This window comes from Algoriphagus jejuensis, from assembly GCF_039523455.1.
In the GTDB taxonomy this organism is placed as follows: Bacteria; Bacteroidota; Bacteroidia; order Cytophagales; family Cyclobacteriaceae; genus Algoriphagus; species Algoriphagus jejuensis.
Map to the genome: position 1 here is coordinate 141078 of NZ_BAAAFI010000049.1, position 25917 is coordinate 166994.

18 protein-coding genes are annotated in these 25917 nt (G+C 46.5%); 11 read left to right on the forward strand and 7 right to left on the reverse strand.

The window, feature by feature from the left end:
- Window positions 1-372: 372 nt before the first annotated feature.
- Window positions 373-2778 carry an ABC transporter permease gene (locus ABD031_RS21635; RefSeq protein WP_343855064.1) on the forward strand — a complete coding sequence of 802 codons (2406 nt, stop codon included), beginning with the start codon at window positions 373-375 and terminating at the stop codon, window positions 2776-2778.
- Window positions 2779-3006: 228 nt separating this feature from the next.
- Here the strand turns inward: ABD031_RS21635 and ABD031_RS21640 are convergent, their stop codons facing one another.
- Window positions 3007-3723: a formylglycine-generating enzyme family protein gene (locus ABD031_RS21640; RefSeq protein WP_343855065.1), complete on the reverse strand. Its 717-nt coding sequence runs from the start codon at window positions 3721-3723 to the stop codon at window positions 3007-3009.
- Between the two features lie 29 nt (window positions 3724-3752).
- Window positions 3753-4976, reverse strand: a complete 1224-nt coding sequence (locus tag ABD031_RS21645; RefSeq protein ID WP_343855067.1) for a hypothetical protein — start codon at window positions 4974-4976, stop codon at window positions 3753-3755.
- Between the two features lie 384 nt (window positions 4977-5360).
- Here ABD031_RS21645 and ABD031_RS21650 point away from each other — a divergent pair, with 384 nt between their 5' ends.
- Window positions 5361-7715 (forward strand): ABC transporter permease, encoded by a 2355-nt coding sequence (locus ABD031_RS21650; protein WP_343855068.1) that lies wholly within the window; start codon window positions 5361-5363, stop codon window positions 7713-7715.
- 109 nt (window positions 7716-7824) lie between these two features.
- Here the strand turns inward: ABD031_RS21650 and ABD031_RS21655 are convergent, their stop codons facing one another.
- Window positions 7825-9078 carry a cation:proton antiporter gene (locus ABD031_RS21655; protein WP_343855069.1) on the reverse strand — a complete coding sequence of 418 codons (1254 nt, stop codon included), beginning with the start codon at window positions 9076-9078 and terminating at the stop codon, window positions 7825-7827.
- A 464-nt stretch (window positions 9079-9542) separates the two neighbouring features.
- On the opposite strand from ABD031_RS21655, the gene ABD031_RS21660 reads away from it, so the two are divergent.
- The 3 genes from ABD031_RS21660 (at window position 9543) to ABD031_RS21670 (ending at window position 14365) form a co-directional block, all read left to right on the forward strand.
- Window positions 9543-11957, forward strand: a complete 2415-nt coding sequence (locus ABD031_RS21660; protein WP_343855071.1) for an ABC transporter permease — start codon at window positions 9543-9545, stop codon at window positions 11955-11957.
- A 319-nt stretch (window positions 11958-12276) separates the two neighbouring features.
- Entirely contained in the window at window positions 12277-12939 is a 663-nt protein-coding gene (locus ABD031_RS21665; protein ID WP_343855072.1) for a 3-keto-disaccharide hydrolase, read from the forward strand.
- 76 nt (window positions 12940-13015) lie between these two features.
- Window positions 13016-14365, forward strand: coding sequence for a Gfo/Idh/MocA family protein (locus ABD031_RS21670; protein WP_343855073.1), 1350 nt, complete (start codon window positions 13016-13018; stop codon window positions 14363-14365).
- Between the two features lie 153 nt (window positions 14366-14518).
- Here the strand turns inward: ABD031_RS21670 and ABD031_RS21675 are convergent, their stop codons facing one another.
- Entirely contained in the window at window positions 14519-14710 is a 192-nt protein-coding gene (locus tag ABD031_RS21675; RefSeq protein ID WP_343855075.1) for a hypothetical protein, read from the reverse strand.
- Between the two features lie 6 nt (window positions 14711-14716).
- On the opposite strand from ABD031_RS21675, the gene ABD031_RS21680 reads away from it, so the two are divergent.
- The 3 genes from ABD031_RS21680 (at window position 14717) to ABD031_RS21690 (ending at window position 19252) form a co-directional block, all read left to right on the forward strand.
- A complete protein-coding gene (locus tag ABD031_RS21680; RefSeq protein WP_343855078.1) occupies window positions 14717-17116 on the forward strand; it encodes an ABC transporter permease in 2400 nt (799 codons plus the stop codon).
- A gap of 125 nt (window positions 17117-17241) precedes the next feature.
- The gene (locus tag ABD031_RS21685) at window positions 17242-17922 is read left to right on the forward strand and encodes an ABC transporter ATP-binding protein (RefSeq protein WP_343855080.1); all 681 of its coding nucleotides are present in this window, start codon (window positions 17242-17244) and stop codon (window positions 17920-17922) included.
- Window positions 17903-19252 carry a TolC family protein gene (locus ABD031_RS21690; protein ID WP_343855081.1) on the forward strand — a complete coding sequence of 450 codons (1350 nt, stop codon included), beginning with the start codon at window positions 17903-17905 and terminating at the stop codon, window positions 19250-19252. Before ABD031_RS21685 ends, ABD031_RS21690 begins: the two co-directional genes overlap by 20 nt.
- A 171-nt stretch (window positions 19253-19423) precedes the next feature.
- Here ABD031_RS21690 and ABD031_RS21695 read toward each other — a convergent pair whose 3' ends face one another.
- The 3 genes from ABD031_RS21695 to ABD031_RS22450 form a co-directional block, all read right to left on the reverse strand.
- Window positions 19424-20269: an OmpA/MotB family protein gene (locus ABD031_RS21695; RefSeq protein ID WP_343855084.1), complete on the reverse strand. Its 846-nt coding sequence runs from the start codon at window positions 20267-20269 to the stop codon at window positions 19424-19426.
- Window positions 20270-20495: 226 nt separating this feature from the next.
- Window positions 20496-21080, reverse strand: a complete 585-nt coding sequence (locus tag ABD031_RS21700) for a DUF4136 domain-containing protein (RefSeq protein ID WP_343855085.1) — start codon at window positions 21078-21080, stop codon at window positions 20496-20498.
- Window positions 21081-21515: 435 nt separating this feature from the next.
- Window positions 21516-21746: a DUF2490 domain-containing protein gene (locus ABD031_RS22450; RefSeq protein ID WP_425542823.1), complete on the reverse strand. Its 231-nt coding sequence runs from the start codon at window positions 21744-21746 to the stop codon at window positions 21516-21518.
- 183 nt (window positions 21747-21929) lie between these two features.
- Here ABD031_RS22450 and ABD031_RS21705 point away from each other — a divergent pair, with 183 nt between their 5' ends.
- The 3 genes from ABD031_RS21705 (at window position 21930) to ABD031_RS21715 (ending at window position 25703) form a co-directional block, all read left to right on the forward strand.
- Complete coding sequence (locus ABD031_RS21705; protein ID WP_343855088.1) at window positions 21930-22298, forward strand: DUF2116 family Zn-ribbon domain-containing protein; 369 nt, start codon at window positions 21930-21932, stop codon at window positions 22296-22298.
- 140 nt (window positions 22299-22438) lie between these two features.
- The gene (locus ABD031_RS21710) at window positions 22439-23251 is read left to right on the forward strand and encodes a polysaccharide biosynthesis/export family protein (RefSeq protein WP_343855091.1); all 813 of its coding nucleotides are present in this window, start codon (window positions 22439-22441) and stop codon (window positions 23249-23251) included.
- 52 nt (window positions 23252-23303) lie between these two features.
- Window positions 23304-25703, forward strand: a complete 2400-nt coding sequence (locus ABD031_RS21715) for a GumC family protein (protein WP_343855094.1) — start codon at window positions 23304-23306, stop codon at window positions 25701-25703.
- Window positions 25704-25917: the final 214 nt, after the last annotated feature.

Genomic DNA, 25917 nt, shown 5'->3' on the forward strand with positions numbered 1-25917 from the left:
GTGGGGGAAATGTACTGAAACAGGGCGGTCTGAGGTTTTTTGAGTGGCATAGAAAGTGGAATTTGTTTCTTGATTTAAGATCTACGATTTATGGGGGAATGGACTGTGTTGAGGTGAAGTCTTAGGTCTACGTTTGAAAAGCTAAATAGCGCGTGTGGGATGCGAGAGATCGGACTTGGAGTCAGCTCTCCCGACCGTCATTGGGACTGACACACTTTTGGTTTTTACAACTTTACCAGATTACCATTTTATATCCCTTCGACTCCGCTTCGACGAGTTTAGGGACCGATTCAGGGTGACACCTACTTAAATTCTGCAATCCGCTACCGCGGACCAGTTATTTCGATTTTAAAATTTTCCGATTCCAAAACCATGTGGAGAAACTACCTGAAAATAGCCTTTCGTAACTTGAGAAAAAACAAACTTTTCTCAGCTCTGAACATCTCCGGACTTTCCATCGGGATGGCCGTCTGCATCGTTATTCTGCTTTTTGTAAACTACGAGCGGGACTTTGACGCGATCCACACCAAGAATATCTACCGTCTCAATGAGGTGCAGAAGTGGGAAGGGATGGTTGCTCCGCAAAACGTGGCGCTGTCGATGTACCCCATGGGGTCAACGCTGCAGGAGGAATTTCCAGAGATTCTCAGCTTTACGCGGGTCAGGCCGGGCGGGGAACTCAAATTTGAAATGGGTGAAAAGATCCACGCCCTAGTCGACGCGGTCTGGGCGGATTCTTCATTCTTCCGGATGTTTGATTTCAACCTGCTGGAAGGCGATCCCGCTACAGTTCTGACTAAGCCGGGAAGTCTGGTGCTCACAGAGTCCAGCGCTGCATCGATCTTTGGAGGAGAGGAGGCTATGGGCCGGGTGCTTGCCGTGGCGGAGGAGGACAGTACGTTCTTCACGGTCACCGGGATTGTGGCGGATGCACCCGCCAACTCGCACATCAAGTTCGACGTGCTGACGTCTTTCAGTACCTATGTGGGACCTCAGGCAATGGACAATTGGGGTGGAAACTGGCTGACCACCTACTTGGAGGTGGTCGAAGGGACGGACATTCCGGCATTGGAATCCAAGTTTCCTGCCTATTTGCTGTCACATATGGGGGAGGAAGGGGCCAAAGGATATAAGCTGTTTCTGCAGCACTTGGATCAGATTCACGCTGCATCAACGGACATCACCCATGACTATCTGAACTACCAAAAATTTGACGGTGCCTACACCCGGATATTTTTCTACATCGCGCTGATCGTACTTTTCATCGCGGGGATCAATTTCGTGAATCTTTCCTCTGCCAAGTCGATCAGTCGGGCGATGGAGATTGGCGTGAGGAAAGCTTCCGGCGCTTCCAGGAGCCAGCTCTATCTTCAGTTTATCAGCGAGTCGATCCTGATCAGCATGATTGCGATGGCACTTGCAGTGATTCTGGTCTTCCTCACGCTTCCCTACCTCAATGAGTTCAGCCAGCGTAAATTGGAGTTTCCGCTGTTCACCGACCCGGTCTTTTTTGGATCCATCGGGTTTGGGGCGTTGGCTGTGGGCGTAGTATCCGGTATCTATCCGGCACTATATCTTTCGAGTTTTCATCCGGTAAAAGTTCTGAAAGGTTCGCCCGTGTCAGGAAAGAGAAAATCAGATTTTCGCAACGCACTGGTGATCGTGCAGTTTAGCTGTGCGATCTTCCTGATCATTTCCACATTTTTTGCGACCAGACAAGTCAAATTTATGCAGGAGAAAGATCTGGGATTTTCCCATGCTCAGGTAGTCACTTTTCCCATCGGCCGCTATTCTGATCGATACGAGGTGTTGAAAGAGAAATTGCTCTCCAGTACTCTAGTTGAGAATGTGACGGCATCCGGTCAGCGACTGGGCAACAACCTGCACCAGACTTCAGTGACTTTTCATGGAGACGGGCCCGCCAGAAGCCTTGCTACCTCCCAAGTAGTTGTGGACAGTGACTTCCTGGACGTCTATCAGATCGAGCTGATTGCGGGGCGGAATTTTAACGGGACGGAAGCGGACTATGGCAAGGCCTATCTGATCAATGAGTCGATGGCCAAGGAACTGCTGCAGGATGAGGGGGAGGCCAAGTCAATCGAATCTCTCATCGGTCGGCAGTTTGGTTTTAGCGGCATGGACTCTGCTGCCAGTATCGTCGGCATTGTCCGGGACTTCAACTTCAACTCCCTTCATCACAAGGTGGAGACGTTGACAATCTTCAACCAAAAAGAGTGGGGGTTTGACGAGGCATCAGTAAAGATAGCTGGAGATCGGGTTACCGAGGCCATGGCACATCTGGAGTCGGTATGGAACTCGGTGATCCCCGAGCGCGAGTTTGAGTACGAGTTTTTGGATGACCACTTCACCGAACTGTACCGCGCTGACAGTACCGTAAACGTCATTGTCGGCATGCTGACGGTGCTTTCTATTGTCATCTCCTGTCTGGGACTCTTCGGGTTGGCGACCTTTACCACAGAGCAGCGGGTCAAGGAAATCGGTATCCGGAAGGTGCTTGGAGCGTCGGTAGCCGGAGTCGTGGCGATTCTTTCCAAGGACTTTGTAAAGCTCGTGTTCGTGGCTATCGTCATTGCCATTCCGGTTTCCTGGTATGTGGTAGATAGTTGGATTCAGGATTTCGCCTATCGGATCGAGATCGACTGGTGGGTTTTTGGGCTGTCAGGGCTGATCGCCATTCTCATCGCTCTGGCGACGGTAAGTTCGCAGGCGGTGAAGGCTGCGCTGGTGAATCCGGTGAAGAGCTTGAAGAGCGAGTAAGAGAAGTACGAAGTCGGACGAGTCAGTCTCAAGTAGATAATATCAAGGCGCTAGACCTCAGATGCAAAACCAAATACAGGAAGCGTTATAGAACTCCCACTTGACCCTCTCCAGCTATTGAATCTTACTCCAACCACTATCGAGAACGCCGCACCGGTCTTCGGTCGTCCAGCCCGATTGATAAGGAAAATTCGCTGACTGATGTAATGTCCTGGGATTTATCCTCACTTACTCAATATCCTTCACCAACCTCATGCCGATGGGGTAGGCCCTGGTATCGGTGGGGTGCACGTAGTACCGATGAAAGGTGGTGAAGCAAGCGAAATTATTGAACGTGGAGCCGCCTCGGATGACTTTGTATTTTTCGCCGTATTGTTCCATTTCATGGGTGTTTCCTGGGTATTGTCTATACCAATCCGCCGTCCACTCCCATACGCTTCCCGCCATGTCATAGCAACCATAGGGGCTTGCTGGCTTTGCGATGGATTGACCTCTGGTTTCTTTTTTGGAATAGATCACAAAGCTGTCGTCATAGAAATCACCCCAGGGTAGCATTCGGCCATCGGTTCCCCGAGCTGCTTTTTCCCATTCCTTCTCAGTAGGCAGTCTCTTCCCGACCGATTTTGCGTAGGCTGTCGCTTCTTCCCAGTTAACCAGCGCGGCTCGATCACCGTCCCCTTCTGCATACGCGTAGTCGGTGTCGAACAGCGCATACTCCGCATTGCTGACTTCATATTGATCGATGAAAAAGGCACCGGTTTCGGCGATGTGCTGTGGGCTGGAGTCTGGATCATCGATGTTGCTTCCCATGATGAAAGGCCCCGCGGGGACGTACACCATTCCTTTGGGCGGGTCTATTGAAGATGCTGGCCGGGATGCAGCTGCTAATGCGATCGCGGTCATGCTGATTGCAATCATTCTAAGAGGTTTCAACAAATCGTTCATCGTGCGTTGATTTAAGTGACATTGGTGTTTTACCAGGTAGGATCAATAAATCCGTAATACCTGCCAAACCAGTAGTTTCTCAGAAAGGCAGTGGAGGCATGATCATAATCGGATTCGATTTTTTGCAGCGAGCCGCTTTCCATCGGCACCTCAAAAGATCTCTTTCTCCGTGCATGTCCATTCATGTTTTTGAGAGCTTCAATTCTTGCCGGAGCTTGCATCACGCCTTCTTTGGTGATCACATCGTAGAGCATGAGGTAGAAAATCGTGCTTTCCTCCTCAAAGGTGATGTCCTTCCACACGTGCCACTGCCGGTTCAGCGTCATCCGATATTTGTTCAGCAAATCTGGATCAGTCTCGTACTTCATGACCATGTAGAGGCTTCGCACCGCATGGTAATCATCCCAGATATGTCGGAGACTTTCTGGATATAGGTGATTCGTCAGCAGCTGCCGATCGTCGTAGTGGTAGGTGTCGATCAATAGTTTGTAGGCCGAGGCAAACTTTGCTTCTCCGGTGAGCTGATGGGCCGTTTTCACCGCTGCCAAAGCCACCAAAGAGTTCAATTTATTATGAGGAAGATCCGGGCACATATTGCCCCACAAGGTCAATTTTCCATCCAAATCCATGATTCGAAAATTGTCAGCGACGATCTTGCCGATGAAGCGGCTGAGAAGTCCTTCCACTTTTGATTTCTGTTCCGGATTTGCACAGAGTTCGTAGTACATCCCCACGGCGTGAAAGACCGACACCAATTTGTCGATACTGAGATCGCCCAGCCAGCGATAGCCGGGCATGGAGGAGGACGGATGCCATTCATCGTACCACATGCGTTCAAACCACTGCGGCTCTGTTGTTTTGTAAAAGCCTCTGGAGACCAAACCCGGTACGCCGGTTACCTTTTCAGCGGTCAGTATTCCCTCAAAAACCTGGTCTGCGATATTCTTGTCGGACTCGTTTTTGGTGATCGCGTATTTGCAGGAATAGGCCACCAGCATCTCTCCCGTTGCATCAATCAAATCTGCATGGCTTCCAAACCCAGGCATTGGTTTGGCAGCAGGAGGGTAGTAGGCCTGGAACAAAATGGTGCCTTCGTTCCAGTGATTGTCAAGGGTCAAGGCTTCATACATTTTTACCCTGAGATGAAGCGGATCCTCAGCTGTTGGGAATTGGTTGTTTTTCTGTGCGAAGCAAAAATTGGAAAGCAATGCTGCGAAGAGGGTGATCCAAGATCCGGGAGTTTTAATCGTCATTTTCAAGAAGTGATAATTTGAAAGAAAAGTAAGCTGATGTCCTGATGGTTTGGCTTCTCTGATACCCAGTAACACTAGTACCCCACTCGGTTGAATAGAGACTATCCAAATCTCGATATGAACGATGAGCTAGGCTTCTTGATGAGTCAAATCGACCGAAAACGAACAAAAATGCTCGGTAAAAATCTGGCTGCGTTTCGTCAACCCGTCCTTTTTGCTTGCCAATAGGCCTTCTGGCTGGCATGAATCTGGGAAGCAAAAGATTGGATTTAGAGCTAAAGCCTGGCGCATAGCCTAGAAAGTCAAAAGAATCGAAAATCTAACCTTGCAAAGCTTCGGTTGCCAGGAAACTTTCTAACATCAATACCTTTAATTGTCCCAACTATGTGGAAAAACTACTTAAAAATCGCCTGGAGAAATATCCTTAGAAAGAAAGGCTTTGCTTTGATCAACATCGGGGGACTTGCTGTGGGAATGGCGGCTTCTGTCTTGATTTTGGTATGGATTCAGTTTGAGTTTTCTGTGGACAGCCAGTACGAAAAGTCCGACCGGATCTATGCAGTCTGGCGTACCAATATCAATCAGGGTGAGTTTTTCAGCTGGGACTATACACCTTCTCCCTATGCAGCTACACTAAAGGAGGAATTCCCAGAAGTGGAAGCTGTAACTCATGTTACGGAATGGGATCCGATGGTTCTGTCCGTGGGCGAGCTGAGTTTTTACGAGCAGACGACTTTTGTGGATCCGGGATTCTTTGAGATGTTCAGTTTCAGGGTTTTGGAGGGAGATGCAGTGGATGCTATGAACTCTCCCGATGCGCTTGTCCTGACGGAATCGTTGGCCAGGAAGCTGTTTGGTGAGCAATCCGCCCTCGGGAAGTCCGTCAAAGTAGAGTCCGAACTGAACTTTGAAGTCAAGGCAGTGGTGGAGGACATGCCTCAGAATACAAATTTCAGATTTACGGCTTTTCTTCCCTACAAAAAGCTCGAAGCCATGGGCTGGGTGCAGGATTATTGGGGAAACAACAACTGCCGCACTTTTGCAATGCTCGCGCCGGATACCGAGCTGGCGACCTTTAATGAGAAGGTGAAAGATTTTTCCCTTCGAAAAGCCGATATCCAAAATACCAGCGACTTTCTCTTCCCGATGTCTGAACTGCATCTGAGAAGTAAGTTTGAAAACGGTAAATCAGTCGGAGGTAGAATAGACCTGATCCGGATGTTTGGATTGGTAGGGATTGTGATCTTACTGATCGCCTGTGTCAATTTTGTCAATCTCAGCACGGCGCAAAGTGCAAAAAGAGCCAAGGAAGTGGGTATCAGAAAGGTCTCCGGCGCGGATCGCGGCATGCTGGTCGGGCAGTTTCTGGCTGAGTCGATCTTGATCTCTTTAGCCGCCTACGCACTGGCTATGCTCTTGATCTCTTTGATATTTCCCGGATTCAATACACTGATAGGAAAGGAACTGACCTTACCTTTTGCCCAACCTTATTTCTGGATTTTTTCCTTGGGGTATGTTTTCCTGACGGGAATCTTGGCGGGAATTTACCCGGCATTTTTGCTAAGCTCGTTTCAGCCTGCTTTGGTGCTGAAGTCTCGGATGAATATCAGGAAGAGTTGGTTTAAACCAAGAGAGGTTTTGGTCGTGTTCCAGTTTACCATCGTGGCGATCCTGATAGCCAGTACCTGGATTATCCGAAACCAGATGGACTTTGTCCAAAAAAGGGACATCGGTCTGCAAACCGAAAATCTAATCATTCACCCGATGGCTGCATCGCTGAAAAAGAACTTTTCGTCAGTCCGTCAAGAAGTAGCTGCCCTGCCGGGGGTAGTTTCAATTTCCAGTACGTTTTCACCTTTTACCGAAGAGTACAGCGATACCAATCTGATTGGGTGGCAGGGGAAAGATGATGCGTTCATGCCCAAGGTCAATCGTATGGGCGCCGATGCCCAGGTGGTGAAAACCGCTGGACTGGAGCTGATCGCAGGTCGCGATATCGACGTATATTCGAATGCAAGCGATAGTACTGCTGTGTTGATTAACGAGACGGCGAGGGACTTTATGGGATTTGCGGATCCGATCGGGGAGATCGTGAAGGACGATGACCGGGAGTACCAGATAGTCGGGGTGGTAAAAGATTTCATTATCAGTTCACCGTTTGCCAAGCCAGAGGGGATCATGATCTTTGGTCCCAAAATCCAGCAGAATTTCATCCATATCCGACTCTCTGGCGCTGACTTGCAAAATACCATGGCGCAGTTGGAGGCAATATTTAAGAAGTTCAACCCAAGGTCACCATTCGAATACCAATTTGCGGATGCTGTGCATGCGCAAAAGTTTGCCAGTCAGCAACAAACCAGCCGTTTGACTGCGGTCTTCTCGGTGTTGGCGATCCTGATTTCCTGTCTGGGGCTGTTTGGGTTGGCTGCATTTATTGCAGAGCAGCGCAGCAAAGAAATCTCAGTCCGAAAAGTACTGGGAGCGTCTGTACAGAGACTGGTGCTGCTGTTATCAGGTGAGTTTACGAAACTGGTGTTGATTGCTATGGTCATTGGCATTCCAGTGACTTGGTACTCCATGAGCGAGTGGCTGGCAAGCTTTGACTATCGGATTGGGATTGATTGGAAAGTGTTTTTGGGTACAGGTCTGATTTCGCTGATCATTGCCTTTGTGACGGTCAGTTCTCAGGCGATCAAAGCTGCGCTGGTGAATCCGGCCAAGGGGCTGAAGAGTGAGTAGCGGAAGAATCAAGTAGCTGGTAGCAAGTATCAGGCTTGAGGAAAAGAAGCAAGAGCGCAAAAGCAAGAAGGGAAGGGGGGCCGACCTTGCTTGGTTTTGGTTGTCACAATTACGCCTCCGTATTATTGCTCTTTAACACCCGTTTCACCAAGGGGCCGATGGTGAGTCCTTGGACTATAATCGAGAAAACGACCACCACATAGGTGACGGTGAGGAATAGTTCCCGCTCCATTTGGGGCTCGAGAGAAAGGGCCAGGGCGATGGAAATCCCACCCCGAATCCCACCCCAAGTCATCATCAGGTTGGTCTTGGGGATGAAATCAAGTTTTTTGTCAAAGATAGCCACGGGTCCGGCAAGTGACAGATAGCGAGCAATAAGGCCGATTGGGATAGCGATCAGTCCAATCTTCAAATACTCTTCGCTGGTGGTGATGATCAGGAGTTCAAGTCCAATCAATACAAAAAGTACCGCGTTGAGCAGCACGTCGATCAGCTCCCAGAACTTATCCACGTAGTTGTGTGTGGTCTCCGACCAGGCAATGTTTGGCGATTTGTTTCCGATGAAAATCCCCGCAACCACCACGGCCAAAGGACCCGAGACATGGAGGTGATGCGCCAGCATCGAAAGTCCCATGACTAAGGAAAGGGTAATCATCACCTCCGTTTCATAGTGATCGATCAATGTCATCAGCTTAAACGTGATCCATCCGGTCACCAAGCCGAGTAGGATGCCGCCTGCCACTTCCTCCAGAAACAATAGACCCACATCCTCCGCGTCCACAGCGCCGATTCCCTGCTGGGCGATCTTGAAGATCACTAGGAAGACCACCACGCCGACGCCGTCATTGAAGAGCGATTCGCCGACGATCTTGACCTCCAGTTTCTTGGGGGCATTGGCGCTTTTCAAGATACCCAAAACTGCGATCGGGTCCGTGGGGGAGATCAAAGCTCCGAAGAGCAGGCAATAGATGTAGCTGACTTCGTGGCCGAAAAGAAGGAACGCATAGTACATCAAGGTGCCCACAAAGAAGGTGGAGAGTAGGACTCCAATCGTGGCAAACACGGCAATGGGCGCCTTCAGCAACTTGAGCGAGTCCAGTTTGGTGTGGAGTGCTCCCGCAAAGAGCAGAAAACTCAGCATCACATCAAGGAGGGCGGTTTCGAAGTCGATGGAATTGATCAGCAAGTCTGCTTCCTCCAGAAAATAGGGATTGAACTTGCCCAAAATCGTGATCGCCAGCGTAAATACGATGGCGATGATCATCAGCCCGATGGTGAAGGGGAGTTTTAGAAACTTGGTATTGATGAAGGCAAAAGCAGAGGAAAGGACGATCAGAATGGTGATAACACTAAAAATATCCATGGACTCAGATGATTGATGAGAGATCAGTATGAATGTCTAGAACTAACCTACTCAAAAATCGGGCATCCGCACAACGACGCTAGACAGAATCCCATTGGCGGCGCTTTCCCTTAAAGCCCAGGTTCTGGCTTGCATTTCGCCCGGAGACGATGTAAAATGTCCGCTGGAAATTGCTCCCTTAGGGTAAGAATTGGCTTCGAATGTGGCGAAGTGCTCGGATATTGGAATCCAGAACCAATGCAACTCGGTTTATAGAATTGTTCACCAACGGACAATAATGTTCGGTTGATAGTTTAAAAGCTGAGCCCTAAGTTGTGAATCACATAGATTTGAGGATTTTTGAGTGGCATGGAACTGGATGCTTTAGAAGGAGGGTGATGCCCCAAATCTTAGACTTTTAATCCGATCCTTGGACGTAGGCGCTTCGTCTTACAACTACGAGAACCTGACAATCTTTCCAACCCATGCTAAAAAACTACTTTAAAATCGCCTGGAGAAATATCACCAGAAACAAGCTTAGAACGTTGATCCATGTCTTGGGGCTGTCACTGGGGATTTCCATCTGTTTTTTGATTTTTAATCTGGTCTTTCATTCTTATAGTTATGACACCTTTCACCCCGACGTGGATAGGATATACCGTGTGAATACTATTTCGCAGTGGGGCGAAGAAAGCTATCCAAACTCGGGAACTCCCGGTCCCCTTGGCGAGGTGATTCAGGATGAAATCTCGGCGGTGGAGGACAAGGCGCGACTCTATACGATGAGCCAAACGCTGGTCGCCAATCCGGACAAGAACCAAGTGTATGGAAGAATTGAGGGCGTGACCTTTGCGGATCCGGGGTTTTTCAGGATTTTTCCGAGGAAGTGGTTGGCCGGAAATCCCGAGACGGCGATGGATGCGCCTTATTCTGCCGTAATCTCAGAAGCGAGCCTGCACCGTTATTTCCCGGGCTCAGATCCCGCTGCTGTATTGGGAAAAGATTTGCTTTGGGTGGACTCGGACACGATCATAGCACAAGTGACTGGCGTGGTGGAGGATTTCGAGGAGCATTCGGACTTTGACTTTACCGACTTTATCTCCTTCAGTACGATTAAAAAGAGCGAGACCGAAGACTGGTATGGATTGCACAGCTGGGGCAACGTCAACTCCAATTCTCAGCTTTTTGTCAAAGTATCCGAAGGAAATGAAAAGGAATCTCTGGACAGGGCGCTGGAACCTATCGTAGCGAAGAACTATGAGAAAAATGAGGAGGAGGAAGGAAAGACCAGCTTTTTTATGGAGCCACTGTCTGAGCTACATTTCACCCACAATTATTCCGACACGACTGTTTCCAAAGTTTTTCTTCAGGGTCTGATTTATATCGGCTTGATCATCCTCGTGCTAGCGGCGTTGAACTTTATCAATCTGGAAACTGCGCAAGCGATCGGAAGGGCGAAAGAAGTCGGAATCCGCAAGACGCTGGGCGGAAGACGACCGCAGCTGATTATCCAGTTTTTGACAGAGACTTATCTAATCGTTCTGTTTGCGACTGTATTTGGGCTGGTGTTTGTCGAGGTTTTGAAAATTCTCTTTTCCGATTACCTCCCCGCGGAATTTCAAATCCATCATCTAAGCGGGATTAATCTCGGTTTTTACCTTGTGTTTCCACTGATGATAACCCTGATTTCAGGGATCTATCCATCTATGGTGCTGTCAGGATATCAGCCACAGCGCGCGCTGAAGGGGGAATCTTCCGGACATCGAAGGTTTTCCGTAGGCGTCTTTATGAGAAAAAACTTGACGGTGTTACAGTTTTCGGCATCCATCGCCTTTATCATCCTGGTTTTGGTACTCAATCAGCAGATCCGGTATGTTTCCAGTCAGCCCTTGGGGTTTGAAAAGGAGGAGCTGATGTACGCTTCTGTGCCTTTTCTAACTCCCCCCGACAAGATGATTCAGCTTCAGGAGCGCTTAAATCAAAAAAGCTCGGTGAAGGGTGCCAGTCTGAGTGGTAATTTGGTGACATCTTCTAGCCTTTGGACTTCTGATGCTTCGGTTCCGATGGATACCACCGAGGTAGAGATAAGCATTCAGGTGATGAATGTAGATTCTGCTTTTTCGCGTGTAAATGGCGTGCCAATGTTGGCGGGAAATGCTGGTTCAAACCGACAGGATGAAGTAGTGGTCAATGAGAATTTTCTAATGGAAGTCGGTTTTGCCACCCCGGAAGCAGCCATCGGAATGTCCCTGAAATACAATGATCGTGAGAATAAGATTGTGGGTGTAATCTCTAATTTCCATTCCCGCACGCTGCGCGAAGAAATCCGACCGCTGGTCTTGACGGTGAACCCGCAGTATTTCCAGTCGATCACGGTCAAGTTGGAAAAGGGACAAAACCTAGCCTTGGTCAAACAGGAACTTGAAGCGAGCTACAAAGAAATCTATCCCTATGAGGAGGTGGAGTTTAAGTTTTTGGATACGCAGATCGAACAGTTTTACAAGGAGGATCTTCGCATCCGCAACGTGCTGGGCGGTGCCTGTATCTTGGCAATCCTGATCTCAGCGATGGGCTTGTTTGGGCTTTCTTCCTACACCATAGCGCAGCGAACCAAAGAGATCAGTATCCGAAAAGTCCTGGGCGCGACGGTGCTTCAGATTCTGAGTTTGATTTCCAAAGAATACGTGCTATTGGTACTGGTGTCCTTTGCCTTGGCAGTGTACCCGGCCTATTACTTCTTGAGCGATTGGCTCAACGGATTCACCTATAAGATTTCGATGCCATTTGCACTCTTTGCGCTTTCTGGAGTTGGCGTGATGGCGATTTGTTTGTTGATCGTGGGGCTGCATTCCTATGTCGCTGCGCAAACCAATCCCGCCAAGGTGCTGAAAGACGAGTAGTTCAGTGGGCAGTGATCGGCCTCTGTGATCGGTGCGGTGTACCGATGTTTGAGGTTTGTTTTGTCAACGTGGTCTGTGTCTCACAAATCACTCTATTTCGGTCTGTGTAGACACAGACCGAAGATACACTCAATATTTGATCACTGCTTTTCCCGCTGCTTCCCACTTTTTCAAAAACACCTTTTCCTAAAAAATCATAAAATCCACCTCAGTGTAAATAAAATTTTTAATTAAGTTTTTTGTCCCAAAATTGGTCTGAAAAGTTAAATTGCATCGCCCAAGTAAAAGGGTGTCGATTTACGGAGTAAAATTTCGATCCATGACCAAACCAAATGCTTTTGCCTTTTTGGCGTTCATTCCAGTCTGCATTCTCCTGTCTTGCAGTGGCCAAAAGTCAACCACCGAAAAGGGGTTCACTCCACTTTTCAACGGTGAAAATCTCGATGGTTGGCTAGGCAACAAAACCGCTTACCAAGCTCAGGATGGCATGATCGTCATCGACCCCAAGGGAACCGGCGGAGGCAATCTGTTGACCGAGAAAGAATACGGCGACTTTATTTTGAAATTTGAGTTTCAGCTGACTCCTGGCGCCAACAACGGACTCGGTATTCATGCGCCGCTCGAAGGCGATGCAGCCTACGTGGGTAAAGAAATACAGATCCTGGACAATGATGCAGACAAGTACAAAAACCTGCAGGTATACCAATATCACGGTTCAGTGTATGGCGTGATCGCTGCCAAACGTGGTTTTCTAAAGCCCGTTGGTGAGTGGAACCAGGAAGAAGTTATCGTCAATCATCCAAAGATCACGGTCATTCTAAACGGTGAAACTATCCTGGAAGGAGACTATCTGGAGGCGAGCAAAAACGGGACCCTGGATCACAAAGATCATCCCGGCTTGCAGCGTAGTAGCGGACATATCGGTTTTTTGGGTCATGGAGACGTGGTTCGATTCAAGAATATCCGGATCAAGGAACTCTAAATGACCGATGTCTGACGACCGAGGAGCTGGGACATGTCAATTTAAACAATTCAGAAAATCCATTAATGCATTCTATATGAACAACAAAATCCAATTTATCGACCGGAGAGACTTTGTAAAAAAAAGTGGTCTGGGCATGCTGGGCCTGGCGTTGGCTCCGTCACTTTTAGCTAAAATCAACGAGGGAGGCAGACTCCGGACTGCACATATCGGGCTTGGTGCTATGGGGATGGCTGATTTGAAAGCGATTTCGTCCCACGAATTGGTAGATGTAGTTGCGCTATGTGACGTAGACAGCAATGCGGTCACAGGTGCAAAAGCCCTGCATCCCAATGCTAAAACTTATGCGGATTACCGGATTTTGCTCAAGGAGATGGAGAATGAAATCGATGCCGTGATTGTATCCACTCCTGACCATACGCATGCGCCGGCATCAATGATGGCAATGAAGTTAAACAAACCAGTCTACTGCCAAAAGCCCTTGACACACCACGTCAGCGAGGCGCGAGCGATGAAGAATTTGGCAGCAAAGAAGAAGCTTGTCACCCAAATGGGGATCCAGGTTCATTCTTTCTATGACTACAAATTGGCGACGCTGTTAATCCAGTCCGGTATCATCGGCAAAGTGCATACCGTCCGTGCCTGGTCTCCAAAAGATTGGGGTTATGATGGACCAGCGCCAGAAGGAAGCGATCCGATACCTGCAAATTTGGACTGGAATCTCTGGCTTGGAACTGCTCCTGAGCGTCCGTACAAGGAAGGGTTCTATCATCCTGGCAACTGGAGAAAAGTGATGGACTACGGCTGTGGTACGCTGGGCGATATGGGTGTGCATATCTTTGATACTCCATACAATGCGCTTGAGCTTGACGTGCCCCGTACCATTATCAATGAATGCCGTGAGCCAACGGGTTTTGGTTTCCCTGCAAACAATATCGTGACCTATGAATTCCCTGGCACGAAACAAACTGCAGAAACCTTGAAGTGGGTATGGTATGACGGCATCGGCGCGCCAGAGGCACATGAGGATCTGATGCTTCCGAACGGTGATAAATTGCCGGATCAGGGAGCGATGTTTATGGGAGAAAAAGGCAGATTGCTATTGCCGCATTTCCAGCAGTTGCCACGCAAAATCGTAGATGGCAAATATGTGGAAATGGATATCGAATCTTTCAATCTTGGAAAGCCTGTCAAAGACTATGCCGCTGAAAGCAACAAGCACTACCATCAGTTTGTGGATGCTTGCCTTGGCAACGGTGAAACCACTGCACCGTTCTCTTATGCATCTAGATTGACAGAAACGATCTTGCTTGGTGTGATTGCCGGTCGATTCCCGAATCAGACTTTGCACTGGGATAGCAAAAAAGCCAAGTTTGCTGAGAATGAAGCGAACCAGTATCTTGACGGGAAGTATCGTAAATTTTAGTATCAAGTAGCTAGACATCAGTATTGAAGAGTCAAAAGCCAAACGTCACTGTTTCCGAACGGTGACTGAACACTGGCTATGGCGACTGAAGACTGATTCCTGTGATTCGTCCGCTGGCGAACAAAATTGTTCGAGAAAATAGGCCGTGAATAGTCAATAAAATGCCTCTGAAGCTAATTCAGGGGCTTTTTTTTGTGGCACAAAACTGGAAAAAGGAGGAGGTGATACTTTGGCCGTGTGAAGCAAATGCTCCTGGCATTGTGGAGTATGAATCAATGCCAAACTGCCCGATTTAAGAATAATGCCAATTTTAGAATCTTCGAATTTTTCAATTTCCCAATCCATAAAATCATGTGGAAAAACTACCTGAAAATATCATTTCGTAACCTAAGCAAGCGTAAGCTTTACACCGGTATCAACTTGCTTGGGCTGACGATTGCCATTGTGAGCTTTTTGGCGATTTGTCTGTATATCCAGCACGAATGGAGCTATGACAAGATGTACGCCGACTACGATCGGATCTACAAATTCAATCAGGAATTTGTCTCTCAAGGCGAGAGTCAGCTGGTCAGCTCCACGCCATCCAGCCTGATTCCTACGTTGATTGAGGAGGTTCCTGAGGTTGAGACCGGAACCTTGGTTTTCGACATCAGTATTTTCTCCTCTGTATTGGTAGATGCCGGTGAGGGAAATCAGGAAGAGAAATCCTTTGCCTTTGCCGATGAAAACTATTTCCGGGTTTTTGACTTCGAACTACTTTCGGGCACCCCAGCGAAGGTTTTGGCGGACCTCAATCAAATCGTGCTGACCAAATCTACCGCGGAGCGCTACTTCGGAGACGCCGGGTCCGCGGCCGGCAAAGCCTTGAAAGTAGATGGAGTTGACTATACCGTGTCTGGGGTGATGGAGGATTTTCCTAGCAATAGTCATATGGAATTCGACTTTCTAGCCTCCTTCAAATCCCATCGACATGGTAGTGATCCAGAATGGTCTCCGAGTAACTATTATACTTATGTGAAGCTCAAGCCAGGGACGGATGTCACTGCCTTTGAGGCAAAAGTCGAGCAAGTCAAAGAAAAATACTTGGGAAAAGATCTTGCAGAATATGGATACAAGACATCTTTCCATCTACAGCCAGTGAGCAATATACACTTGGGAGATCAGTCTCTTGGAAGCATCAAGCCAGGAACAGATATTCGATACCTGTATATTTTCGGTATTGTGGCCCTACTGCTTATCGCCATTGGAATAATCAATTATGTGAATCTTGCCACCGCGGAAGCAACCGAGCGCAACAAGGAAGTTGGGCTACGCAAAGCCATGGGGGCGGGCAGAGGGCAGCTGTTTGGGCAGTTTGTCTCTGAATCTATGCTACTCACGGTTGGTGCGACCGTTTTGAGTGTATTGTGCCTTTACCTGATCCTGCCCAAATTCTCGGAGATTGGTGGCGTACCCTTAGATGCTAAATCTTTGGTGAGTCCGCTCGGAGTTAGCCTTATGCTCGGCATGATCGTGATCGTGGGCTTGCTGGCCGGTATGTATCCATCCTTGATATTGTCGGGGATGGAGCCGATCAACGCTTTGGCAAATAAGACAAAAATGGGTGGGGGAGCATGGGTAAGAAAGTCCCTAGTGGTGTTCCAGTTCTTTGTTTCCATCGGTTTGCTGATCGCTACTTTTGTGGTGAAAGGGCAGTTGGATCATATGCAAAACGTGAGCTTGGGATACGACCGAGAGCAGGTTGTTGCATTGACTTACCACTATAGCATGCGGAATGTGGCCGAGACGATGAAGGCCGAAATGCTTAGAAGTGGTGCGGCTAGCTCCGTCGCATTGGCTGGAGATATGCCTGTTCATATCAAAGCGGGCTATACGATTTTTCCCGGAGGAGACAATCAGCGGGAGTTTATGATTACTGGATATTCCACGGACGAAGACATCGTTCGGACATTGAATCTTAACGTTTTGGCAGGTTTGGATTTGAATGAAAATGACGCTTCTAGATCCGAGGCTTCAAAAAGCGAAGCATTGGTTCCGATCATTCTCAACGAATCAGCGATCAAAGAAATGGGTTGGACTCCTGAAGAAGCAATAGGAAAGACGGTGAATTTCGGCTTTTCATATGCTCAAATCAAAGCGGTGGTGGGGGATTTCTATTTCAACTCCATGCATGAAAAAATCGGGCCTTTGGGGATATTCAAAGATCCGGGCAATGCCAATGTGATGCTGGTGAAGATTCCCTCCGGAAATCCGAATGGGACACTGGCATCCTTGGAAGAGGTATGGAAAAAGTTTGTCCCAGAGCGGCCTTTCAATTATCGTTTTATAGATCAGGAATATGCCCAACTTTATCGCTCAGAAGAACGGGTAGGAGTAGTATTCACCTTGTTTTCCGGCATAGCAGTTTTCATCGCTTGCATGGGCTTGTTTGGATTGGTATCCTACGTAGCGCTGCGCAGAACTCGGGAGATCAGCATTCGAAAAGTACTTGGCGCTACCCAAAAAGATGTGTTAGCTGTCCTAGCTTCCGATTTTTTTAAATTATTGACAATAGCTTCTGTTTTGGCTATTGGATTTGGACTTTGGTTTAGCAATACTTGGCTTCAAGCTTTTGCCAATAAAATGGCGTTCTCGCCCTGGCCTTATGTATTGGCGATTTTGCTGGTGCTATTATTGGCCACGCTGACCATCGGGTATCGCAGTTGGAAGGTATTTATACTGAACCCTGCCAAAACATTAAAAAGTGAGTAAGTGTCCGAAACCAGATGGCCGATGTGTAATGACCGATGTCAGGTCCAAGTCGACCCGTCGACAGCAAAAATTTTCGATCCGCCACAGTGGATCAGCCATTCAATTTTATAATCATCAACCATTAAATGATACAATTAAAAGAAATCGATAAGTTCATCGAATCGCGTTTTCAGCGAGTGTTTATTCTCAAAGGAATCAATCTCACCATTGGCGAAGGTGAGTTCATCACCCTGATGGGCCCCTCAGGAGCGGGTAAATCCACCCTCCTGAACATCCTTGGCTTGCTCGATGAGGACTATGAGGGCGAGTACTTTTTCGGAGAAAGAAACATCCGAAACATGCGGGACAGAGATCGCTCTAATCTCCATAAAGGCGAATTTGGATATATTTTTCAAGCATATCACCTGATAGATGAACTGACCGTCTATGAGAACATCGAGACGCCGTTGCTATATAGAAATGTATCGTCTGGCGAACGGAAAAGTATTATTGCCGACCTGATGGATCGATTTAATATGGTGGCAAAAAAGGACCTCTTTCCGGCGCAGCTTTCCGGAGGTCAGCAGCAGCTGGTCGGAATAGCCCGGGCTATAGCTGGTCGGCCAAGAGTACTTTTGGCGGATGAGCCTACCGGGAACCTCCATTCGGCGCAAGCGAAGGAGATCATGGGAATATTCAAAGAGCTGCACGCGGAAGGGACGACGATCATCCAGGCGACTCATGCCCGTGAAAATGCCGATTTCGGCACCCGATTAATCAATTTAGTAGACGGAAGAATAGAATCAGATGAAGCGATTAGCAACTAAAGTCTGGGTAATTGGCTTAGGCTTGGGTTTATTGAGCCAAGGCCTGTGTTTGGCTCAGGATACCATCCCGATGAATTTCCAGGAGGCGGTAGAACTTGCCCTGACCAGAAACCTGGAATATCGCATTCAGGAAAACAATATGGCAATTCTCCAAAAAGAGAGGCAAGTCGCGCTGCTTTCCCACTTACCCAACGTAGGAATAAGCTCCAACTTCAGCCGCCAAAGTGGGCAACAGTTTCAGCAGATCGAAGGTGAAATCGTGGTGACCAACGTGACCAACGAGATTGTCAGTGGTAACCTGAATGTGAACATGCCACTGTTCAATTCCGGAAGGAGAATCCTGGACACCCAATCGGCCAAGCTTGCTTTGGAAGCAGGTGAAAAAGGACTGAGCCGTGCCAAACAGCAGGTGATCTTTGACGTGTCAAGGAGGTATCTTCAGGTGCTGCTGGATCAGGAATTATTTCGGATTGCGACCCAAAATTTGGAAGATCAGAAACAACAGTTGATTCAGATCGAGGGATTTGTGGACGCAGGATTGCGGACGATGTCGGATCTTTACAATCAGCAATCTGAGGTCGCAAGGCTTGAATCGGTCAAAGTGGATGCGGAGATCCAGCTCGAAAATGACCTTTGGCTGTTAACGGAATATCTCCAGCTTGCGCCCGGTGTGGTGCCTGCAATTGCGTCTGTGGAGCCGATCCGGGAAACCAGTTCTTTTGCCGGGATGGATATGATGCAGCTCTATGAGGTGGCCAAAACCAATCGCCAGGATTTGGGTCAGCAAACCTTGCTTGCAACTTCCTATAAAAAAGATATGCAGGCGATGAAGGCAATGTACTACCCAAGATTAAATGCCTTCTATAATTACAATACCTTCTTTACTTCACTGGACAATCGTTCACTCCAGGAGCAGTTTTTGAAGATTTACCCTCAAAATACGCTCGGGATTGGACTGGCGATTCCGATTTTTACAAATTTCCAAACCCGCCTGGATGTAACTCGGAGCAGAGCCGCGTATGAAAATCAATTGTTGCAAAAGGAATCAACAGAGCGAAAAGTATATCAGGAAGTGAAATTGTCCTACCAAAACTACTTGGCGGCGCTTCGGAAGGAGAAAAATACCCAAGTACAAGTCTTGGCTGCTGAAGAAGCATTTAAAGCTGTAAATGAACGATTCAGGCTTGGACTTTCCAGTTTTGTTGATGTTTCTACTGCCAATCAGACCATGGTGAGAGCGCAGGCAGATCAAGCTCAGGCGGTCTTTACGCTCTACTTCCAAGAGGTCTTGATGAACTTCGCTCTGGGAACTTTGGAGATAGTAGAGTAGAATGCAGTCTTACAATAGGTGCAAGTAACAAGCATTTAAAACTAAAAGTGATAATTGAGTGGTTCTTGGGATAATCTACCACTTTATATCTCCAGTTTTGATTCAAGACAAAAAAAGGCAGGCTTATACGGCCTGCCTTTGCGTTAAGCAATCGTGGCGGTTTATTTTTGGTTAAAGCATCGAAAAGAACATATCCAAGTCTGGAATCAGAACGATTCGGGTTCGGCGGTTGAGCGCCATGTTTTCTTTTGTGTCATTTTCGACTACTGGTAGGTAGCTGGCGCGTCCTGCTGCTATCATTTTTTCAGGTGCTACGGAGTATTTCAATTGGAGCTCCCGTACAATAGAGGTTGCTCTCTTGACCGAAAGATCCCAATTATCCTGCACAACTGCAGTAGAGATGGTGCGGGGATCAGTGTGGCCTTCTATCATGACTTGAAGGCTCGGCTCTGAATTAATCACTTCGGAGAGTCTTTTCAATAAAGGCTCTGCCTTTGGATTGATTCGATAGCTGCCGGTATTGAATAGAAGCTTATCAGATACAGTGATCATGACCACGGTCTGATCGATGTCGATCTGAACGTCATCTACTTCGCCTTCTGTGTTGGCAGTAATATTTTGTTTGAGGTTGTATTCCACTGCCAAGTTGACCGAGTCCTCTAGAGTCTGCGCTTGTGAGAGTTTATCGGGATCCACTTTGGTCAGGGTCTCATTCATCTTGGCCTTGGTGTTTTTGGACATTGGAGTGCCGTCTTGGAGGCTTATCATTCCACTGTTGAGCGTGTTGAGCTGATCATTGGAATCGTTGAGCGAATTGATCCGAGCGTTGTATTCGGCGACGCGTTTTTCGATAGCGCTCATTTTCTCTTCGAGCTCGGCTTTTTCCTGATTGGTCATCGCCAATTCAGATTGGGTTTTAAAAAGGCTGCCTTCAAGTTCGGTGTATTTCTTTTTAGATACACAGGAAACAGTTAGAGTGAGTCCGAAGACACCTGCGAGAATTAGTGATTTGTTCATGGTTACGTTTTCTTGATTTCCATATCTCATCCAAAATAATCGCCAAACCTGAAAAGGCAGGATTTTTACACTGGACAAAAAACGGGAGAAAACCCGCTCCAAGGACTCTCAGTTGGGTTTTGATTGATTCCGGCACGACGAAGTCAACCAAAAAAAATGTCCCAAAACTTCGGGACATAGAAAGGATAGTTGTGGAAGTGCTCCACGATCTGAGGATTTGAACTGACTATTCCATCAAGCGATTGATAATTTTAAATTCATTCATGACCCGATAAGCAGCCCGAGTGATGTCCGAATGGAAATTGGGTGACTCCAGATCAAAACGTGCTGCGGTGTAGCCCTGCCATATGGTGTTGCCCTTTTTCGAGTCTATCACGTAGATGACTAGCATACCATTATTCTGGGAGTAACGAACTTGGTTGTAGGTTTCGTCTTTTTCTTGTTCTCGCTCGATATCGCCTTCGTCGTTGCGATAGGTTTCACCGGTTCGGTTTAGCCAATAGTCAAATTCCGGTTGCACGTACCCTCTATACCGGATCGAATCCGAAAAGATTTTGTAGCTGACCAACATGTCTGGCTTGGAAACCTGCTCTCGAAAACCCTGAGAACCGAGACGGGCTCCGATCGTCGCATTGAGGACGCTGACAAGTGTCGAAGAGTCTTGGCTTGTTGCTTCCACGAACGCAAACGTTTTATATCTTTTGAATGACCCCGTATAGTTATAGTCATAATCGGTAACGTAGTCTTTGGATGAAAAGCAGGAAGCTGTTAATACTACCAGTAGAATCAGCAGTACTGAGGAAATTTTCATAGCAGTGATGTTTAGGTTGACCGGATATTTTCAAGAAACTAAAAGGACCTAACTCTGTGCCTACAAATATTGTTTGGTCAAGTCCTTTATTTTAAGGTGGATAGGCAACCTAATTTATCAATATCTTGGCAAAAAAATGCTGGTTCTTACGAATTAGATTGTTGGATTTTGTTTTTTTAATTCTTTTTTGAGGTAAAAGCGCATGAAGTCCAGCTCCCTGAACCATGCTTCCAGATATACGTTCCGATTCTGATTATCGGATCGATGCTTCTAAACCCAAAGTAAAAGTTTCCGTAAAAAATCGAACTGGGCGTTATTTCGTACTTCTTTTTTGAATAGAGTTGATGAATAGCGCTGGACTCCCGCTGGATTTTTTGATAAAGAATTTTCTGTTTGTTCCATAATTACGAGCTGCGGGGCCAGTTTAGCGGAAGTTCAGTAGCCAATAGCAAATTGGAACCGACTTCGATCGGAATATTGGGTCGACGCTGCGTCTTCAGGCTGATGGCCGTTGATGAAGATTTCGTCGTACACCGGTGCATAGAAGCTCCTTTTTGACTGAGCTCTTTTGTTGAGATAAACATTCCCAAAATGTACATCGCGAAATCTCGTTCGAAAGTCAGTGCCAGCGAACCAACGCTGCTCGAAGCGAAAACGAGGGAACAACCTGATTCTCCACTATTTTTGGCTTAGAATTTTCTTTATAGATGCGGTGTTCGTGAGAATTCTCGTTCACGTTTCAGTGGACTCCTGTGGTGAGCATTCCATATCCTGCCAGAAAATGTGCCCTAAGATTTGATTGCTTGTAATTTTAAACTAATACTGTAAATTGATTTGAAATTTTCGAACATGAATCAGGAAGAAAGGTTGTGTCTCAATTGTGGAAAAACCATCCATGGTCGCATCGATAAAAAGTTTTGCGACGATAGCTGCAGGAATACGTTTAACAACAGGCAGAATGCGACCAATGTCAACCTGATTCGCAACATCAACAATTCGCTAAAAAAAAACCGGAATATCCTGGAATCACTGATTCCTGAAAATGAAACTTTGGCGAAGTCCACCCGGGAGAAAATGTCCAGACAGGGCTTTAATTTCAGGTATTTCACCCACACCTACCAAAATAAGAAAGGGAATCACTATCATTATTGTTATGACTTTGGGTATCTGGAGTTGGAGGGAGATTGGTTTTTGATTGTGAAGGGGAAAGGATTGTAGTTTAAATTGACGAACTGGGGAAGATGTCCCAAATAGTAGAGAACGAAGATTTTAAGCTTTCATATTTATAAATAATTCAAAAATTTGAAGGAAAATCTCTAAGTTTGCGAAGTTTTTGAGCCGGGATTTAAAAATACAGCATGCATAAATTAATTGGGAGATTGAGTCTTGGACTCTTTTTTTGGGCCACGATGGCCTGTGTTTCAAATGAAAAAATTATCTATCTCCAAAATCTAGAGGGCAACACGCCAATTGCTGAAGGTGAGCTCATCACCTATGAGATTCCTGAATACAAACTTCAGTACAATGACATCATCGATGTCAACATCCAAACCGTGGATGACATGATCCTTAGCGGGTTTAATAACAAGGCGGCGGTTAGCAACAATCAGCAAATGCAAGTGGCTGGCCAAAACGGAGGTGATGTATACTATATGACGGGTTACACAGTAGATAAAAACGGGAATGTCAGACTACCGATCATTGGTGATGTAAACGTTCAAAATAAGTCACTGGAAGAAGCCAGACTACAAATTGAAACTCAACTTCGAGCATACGTTACCTCTGAACTTTATGTCAAAGTCAAACTCGGAGGTATCCGATATTCTGCTCTGGGAGAATTCAGAAGGCCGGGAAAATTTGTCGTTCTCCAAGACCGAATGACCATATTTGAAGCGATTGCCAATGCAGGTGATTTGAATACAGTTGCTAAGAGGGACGAAATCCTTTTGATCAGACAATACCCTGAGGGGACTAAGCTGCATCGGCTTAACCTGAATGATCGAAATCTGATCGGGTCACCCTTCTATTTTATCCAACCCAACGATCAAATCTATGTGGAGCCGATGAAAGTCCGTGAAGTAGGCGCGGGAGAAAATGCTGCTCAGTCGTTATTATTGTTCACCTCAATATTAACTACAGCCCTTTTAGTTGTTAATTTATTTGCAAACTAGTCCGATGTACCCCAATTCTTCTCAAGCAAGTTCGAATTCGCAATCGCCTTTCATGGTTCAAAATGAAGATGAAATTGATCTGAAGGTCATTCTGTTCAATTATCTTCAATATTGGCCGATCATTTTGGTTTTCATGTTTGCTGGCTTCGTTTCGGCTTTCCTGTTTAACCGCTACGCTACTTCGATTTACAAGGTAGAATCCAGTATTCTGGTGGCAGATGACAAGCCTTCATTGGGCACGGATCTTTTTGAATCGAGCGGACTTGGAATGCTCCAAGGCAAAAATAACATCGAAAACGAAATTGGAATATTGAAGTCCTATTCCCTTGCGGAACAAACCGTAAGCGAACTGAATTTGAATGTCCAGTATTTTCAGAAAGGTTTTCTTAGTACTACCCAATTATATGGGAATGTCCCCGTACTGGTCACCGTGGATTGGAAGCAGTCTCAGTTGATAGGAGGGATGTTTAAGGTCGAAGTGATCGATGAAAAATCCTTCTATCTAACGGTAGAGGAAGAGGGGTTTTCGGTATATAACCCTTCGGATAAATTTTTCAAATCGAAATTTAAAGGTATACTTGGACTGAAGTCCGTCTATTCTTTTGGAGATACAGTCTCTGGTGAAAGTTTTTCTTTTAAGATTGACCAAATCAATGTGTTGCCGGGTGATGAGATTTTTTTCAAAGTGTTGGACACGCAGACATTAGCTTTGAAGTATGGTGGAGACTTGAGCGTAGCTCCAATCAACAAACAAGCTTCGATCTTAAACTTGAGTTTGGAAACTCCGGTCAGAAGACTTGGCCAGGATTATATCAACAAGCTGATGGAAATGTATCTTCAGCGGGAGTTGGATGAAAAAAACATTGCCTCAGAAAATACCGTCCAATTTATCAACTATCAACTGAGCGGGATTACGGACTCTCTGAGATATTCTGAAAACAGACTCCAAAAATATCGGACAGAAAATAGGGTGTTTAACCTTTCTGAGCAAGGTTCGGTCATTTTCGAAAGACTTCAGGAATTGGAAAAAGAAAAGGGTCAGACAGAAGTTACATTAAATTACTACAAGACCCTCCAATCCTATCTCGCAAACAACCAAGCCAGCGACTTGGTGGCTCCTTCGGTCATCGGTATCACAGATCTTTTGCTGAATTCTCTTGTTCAGACCTTGAGTGAACTTCAGGCAGAACAGACTCGCCTTAAAGCGAACTTCACCGAGCAAACGCCAGCCGTCCGAGAAAATGCCAGTAGGGTCCAAAATGCGAAGAGAGCTCTTCAGGAAAATGTTAACCTAGCCTATCAGAACACTCAAAGTGTGCTGTCCGATCTGAACAATCGTATTAGGATGATTGAGCGTGATGTAAATTCCTTGCCGCAGACCGAGCGCAATTTATTAGGGATCCAGCGTCAGTTTGCAATTAATGAGAATATCTACGTCTACTTGCTTCAGAAGAAAGCGGAGGCTGAGATCACCAAGGCTTCCAACATGCCTAAGAACAGCATTCTGGATTTTGCGAAATCAGGTCAAACTCCGGTTGCGCCTAAGCGATCTCTGAACTTGCTGATTGGGCTGATTTTAGGGATGATTTTGCCGATTGGATTTATTACGGTGAAAGATTTCCTTAATACGAAGATCGAAGATCCAAAAGAGCTGGAGAGGCAAATGAAAGTTCCGTTGATCGGAATGATTGGCAGAAATACCTCTGACGATGCCCTTCCAGTGTTTAACAATCCACGGTCTTCGGTGACTGAATCTTTCCGATCGCTACGTGCAGACTTGGCATACTTGAGTCCGCAGAAGAATAATCTGACTTTGCTTTTTACTTCCTCTATCTCCGGAGAAGGGAAGACTTTTGTATCAATGAATATGGCGTCGGTGTTTGCGCTGATGGGGAAGAAAACCATCCTAATCGGTCTGGATCTTCGGAAGCCAAGAATTGCCCACGACTTCGGTTTAGTGAACGATAAAGGGATGAGCACTTGTCTCAGCAGCAATCAACCGTGGAAAGAAGTTGTTAAACAGTCGGGATACGAAAATTTAGATGTCATCCTTTCAGGTCCGATTCCTCCAAACCCAGCTGAATTGCTTCTTCAGGATAGATTCAGAATGATTATCAATGAAATCAAAGAGGAATACGATGTAGTAGTATTTGACTGTCCGCCAGTTGGGTTGGTTTCTGAGACCAAAGAGCTGTTTGGATTTGCAGACGTGAATTTTTACGTGTTCAGGCAAGGATATTCAATGAAAGCGAACAGCCAAATATTGAATAATCTTGTCGAAAAAGGGGGAGTTTCCAAGATGTATGGAGTATTCAACGACCTGCATATTGATAAAGGCTATGGGTATGGTTACGGCTATGGTTATGGCTATGGATACGGAAACAATTCCTACGGATATCATGAAGAGGTTCAATTGCCTTGGTGGAAACGGGCACTAAGATTAAAAAAATAGGGAGAGAGAGGGTTTATCCCTCGATAATTGGGACTAACCTCAGTTAAACAGCAAAAGGCTAATCCGAATGTGGGTTGGCCTTTTTTTGTTTTTTGCCTGATAGGCAGCAAGTGAAAAGAAACCTTCATTGAGTTTCGCTCGGGATATGGCCTAACTGGCTTTTCACCAATCAACAGGTATTTATATTGGGATTTTTTTGGCCGACAATCCGGAA

Excerpts from the sequence above, each read along its gene's own strand:
- ABD031_RS21695 (WP_343855084.1), bottom strand. The coding sequence starts at position 20,269 with ATGAACAAATCACTAATTCTCGCAGGTGTCTTCGGACTCACTCTAACT.
- ABD031_RS21710 (WP_343855091.1), top strand. The coding sequence starts at position 22,439 with ATGCATAAATTAATTGGGAGATTGAGTCTTGGACTCTTTTTTTGGGCC.
- ABD031_RS21715 (WP_343855094.1), top strand. The coding sequence starts at position 23,304 with ATGGTTCAAAATGAAGATGAAATTGATCTGAAGGTCATTCTGTTCAAT.
- ABD031_RS21690 (WP_343855081.1), top strand. The coding sequence starts at position 17,903 with ATGAAGCGATTAGCAACTAAAGTCTGGGTAATTGGCTTAGGCTTGGGT.
- ABD031_RS21640 (WP_343855065.1), bottom strand. The coding sequence starts at position 3,723 with ATGAACGATTTGTTGAAACCTCTTAGAATGATTGCAATCAGCATGACC.
- ABD031_RS21660 (WP_343855071.1), top strand. The coding sequence starts at position 9,543 with ATGCTAAAAAACTACTTTAAAATCGCCTGGAGAAATATCACCAGAAAC.
- ABD031_RS21655 (WP_343855069.1), bottom strand. The coding sequence starts at position 9,078 with ATGGATATTTTTAGTGTTATCACCATTCTGATCGTCCTTTCCTCTGCT.
- ABD031_RS21665 (WP_343855072.1), top strand. The coding sequence starts at position 12,277 with ATGACCAAACCAAATGCTTTTGCCTTTTTGGCGTTCATTCCAGTCTGC.
- ABD031_RS21705 (WP_343855088.1), top strand. The coding sequence starts at position 21,930 with ATGAATCAGGAAGAAAGGTTGTGTCTCAATTGTGGAAAAACCATCCAT.
- ABD031_RS21700 (WP_343855085.1), bottom strand. The coding sequence starts at position 21,080 with ATGAAAATTTCCTCAGTACTGCTGATTCTACTGGTAGTATTAACAGCT.
- ABD031_RS21670 (WP_343855073.1), top strand. The coding sequence starts at position 13,016 with ATGAACAACAAAATCCAATTTATCGACCGGAGAGACTTTGTAAAAAAA.
- ABD031_RS21645 (WP_343855067.1), bottom strand. The coding sequence starts at position 4,976 with ATGACGATTAAAACTCCCGGATCTTGGATCACCCTCTTCGCAGCATTG.
- ABD031_RS21650 (WP_343855068.1), top strand. The coding sequence starts at position 5,361 with ATGTGGAAAAACTACTTAAAAATCGCCTGGAGAAATATCCTTAGAAAG.
- ABD031_RS21675 (WP_343855075.1), bottom strand. The coding sequence starts at position 14,710 with ATGGATTGGGAAATTGAAAAATTCGAAGATTCTAAAATTGGCATTATT.
- ABD031_RS21685 (WP_343855080.1), top strand. The coding sequence starts at position 17,242 with ATGATACAATTAAAAGAAATCGATAAGTTCATCGAATCGCGTTTTCAG.
- ABD031_RS21635 (WP_343855064.1), top strand. The coding sequence starts at position 373 with ATGTGGAGAAACTACCTGAAAATAGCCTTTCGTAACTTGAGAAAAAAC.
- ABD031_RS21680 (WP_343855078.1), top strand. The coding sequence starts at position 14,717 with ATGTGGAAAAACTACCTGAAAATATCATTTCGTAACCTAAGCAAGCGT.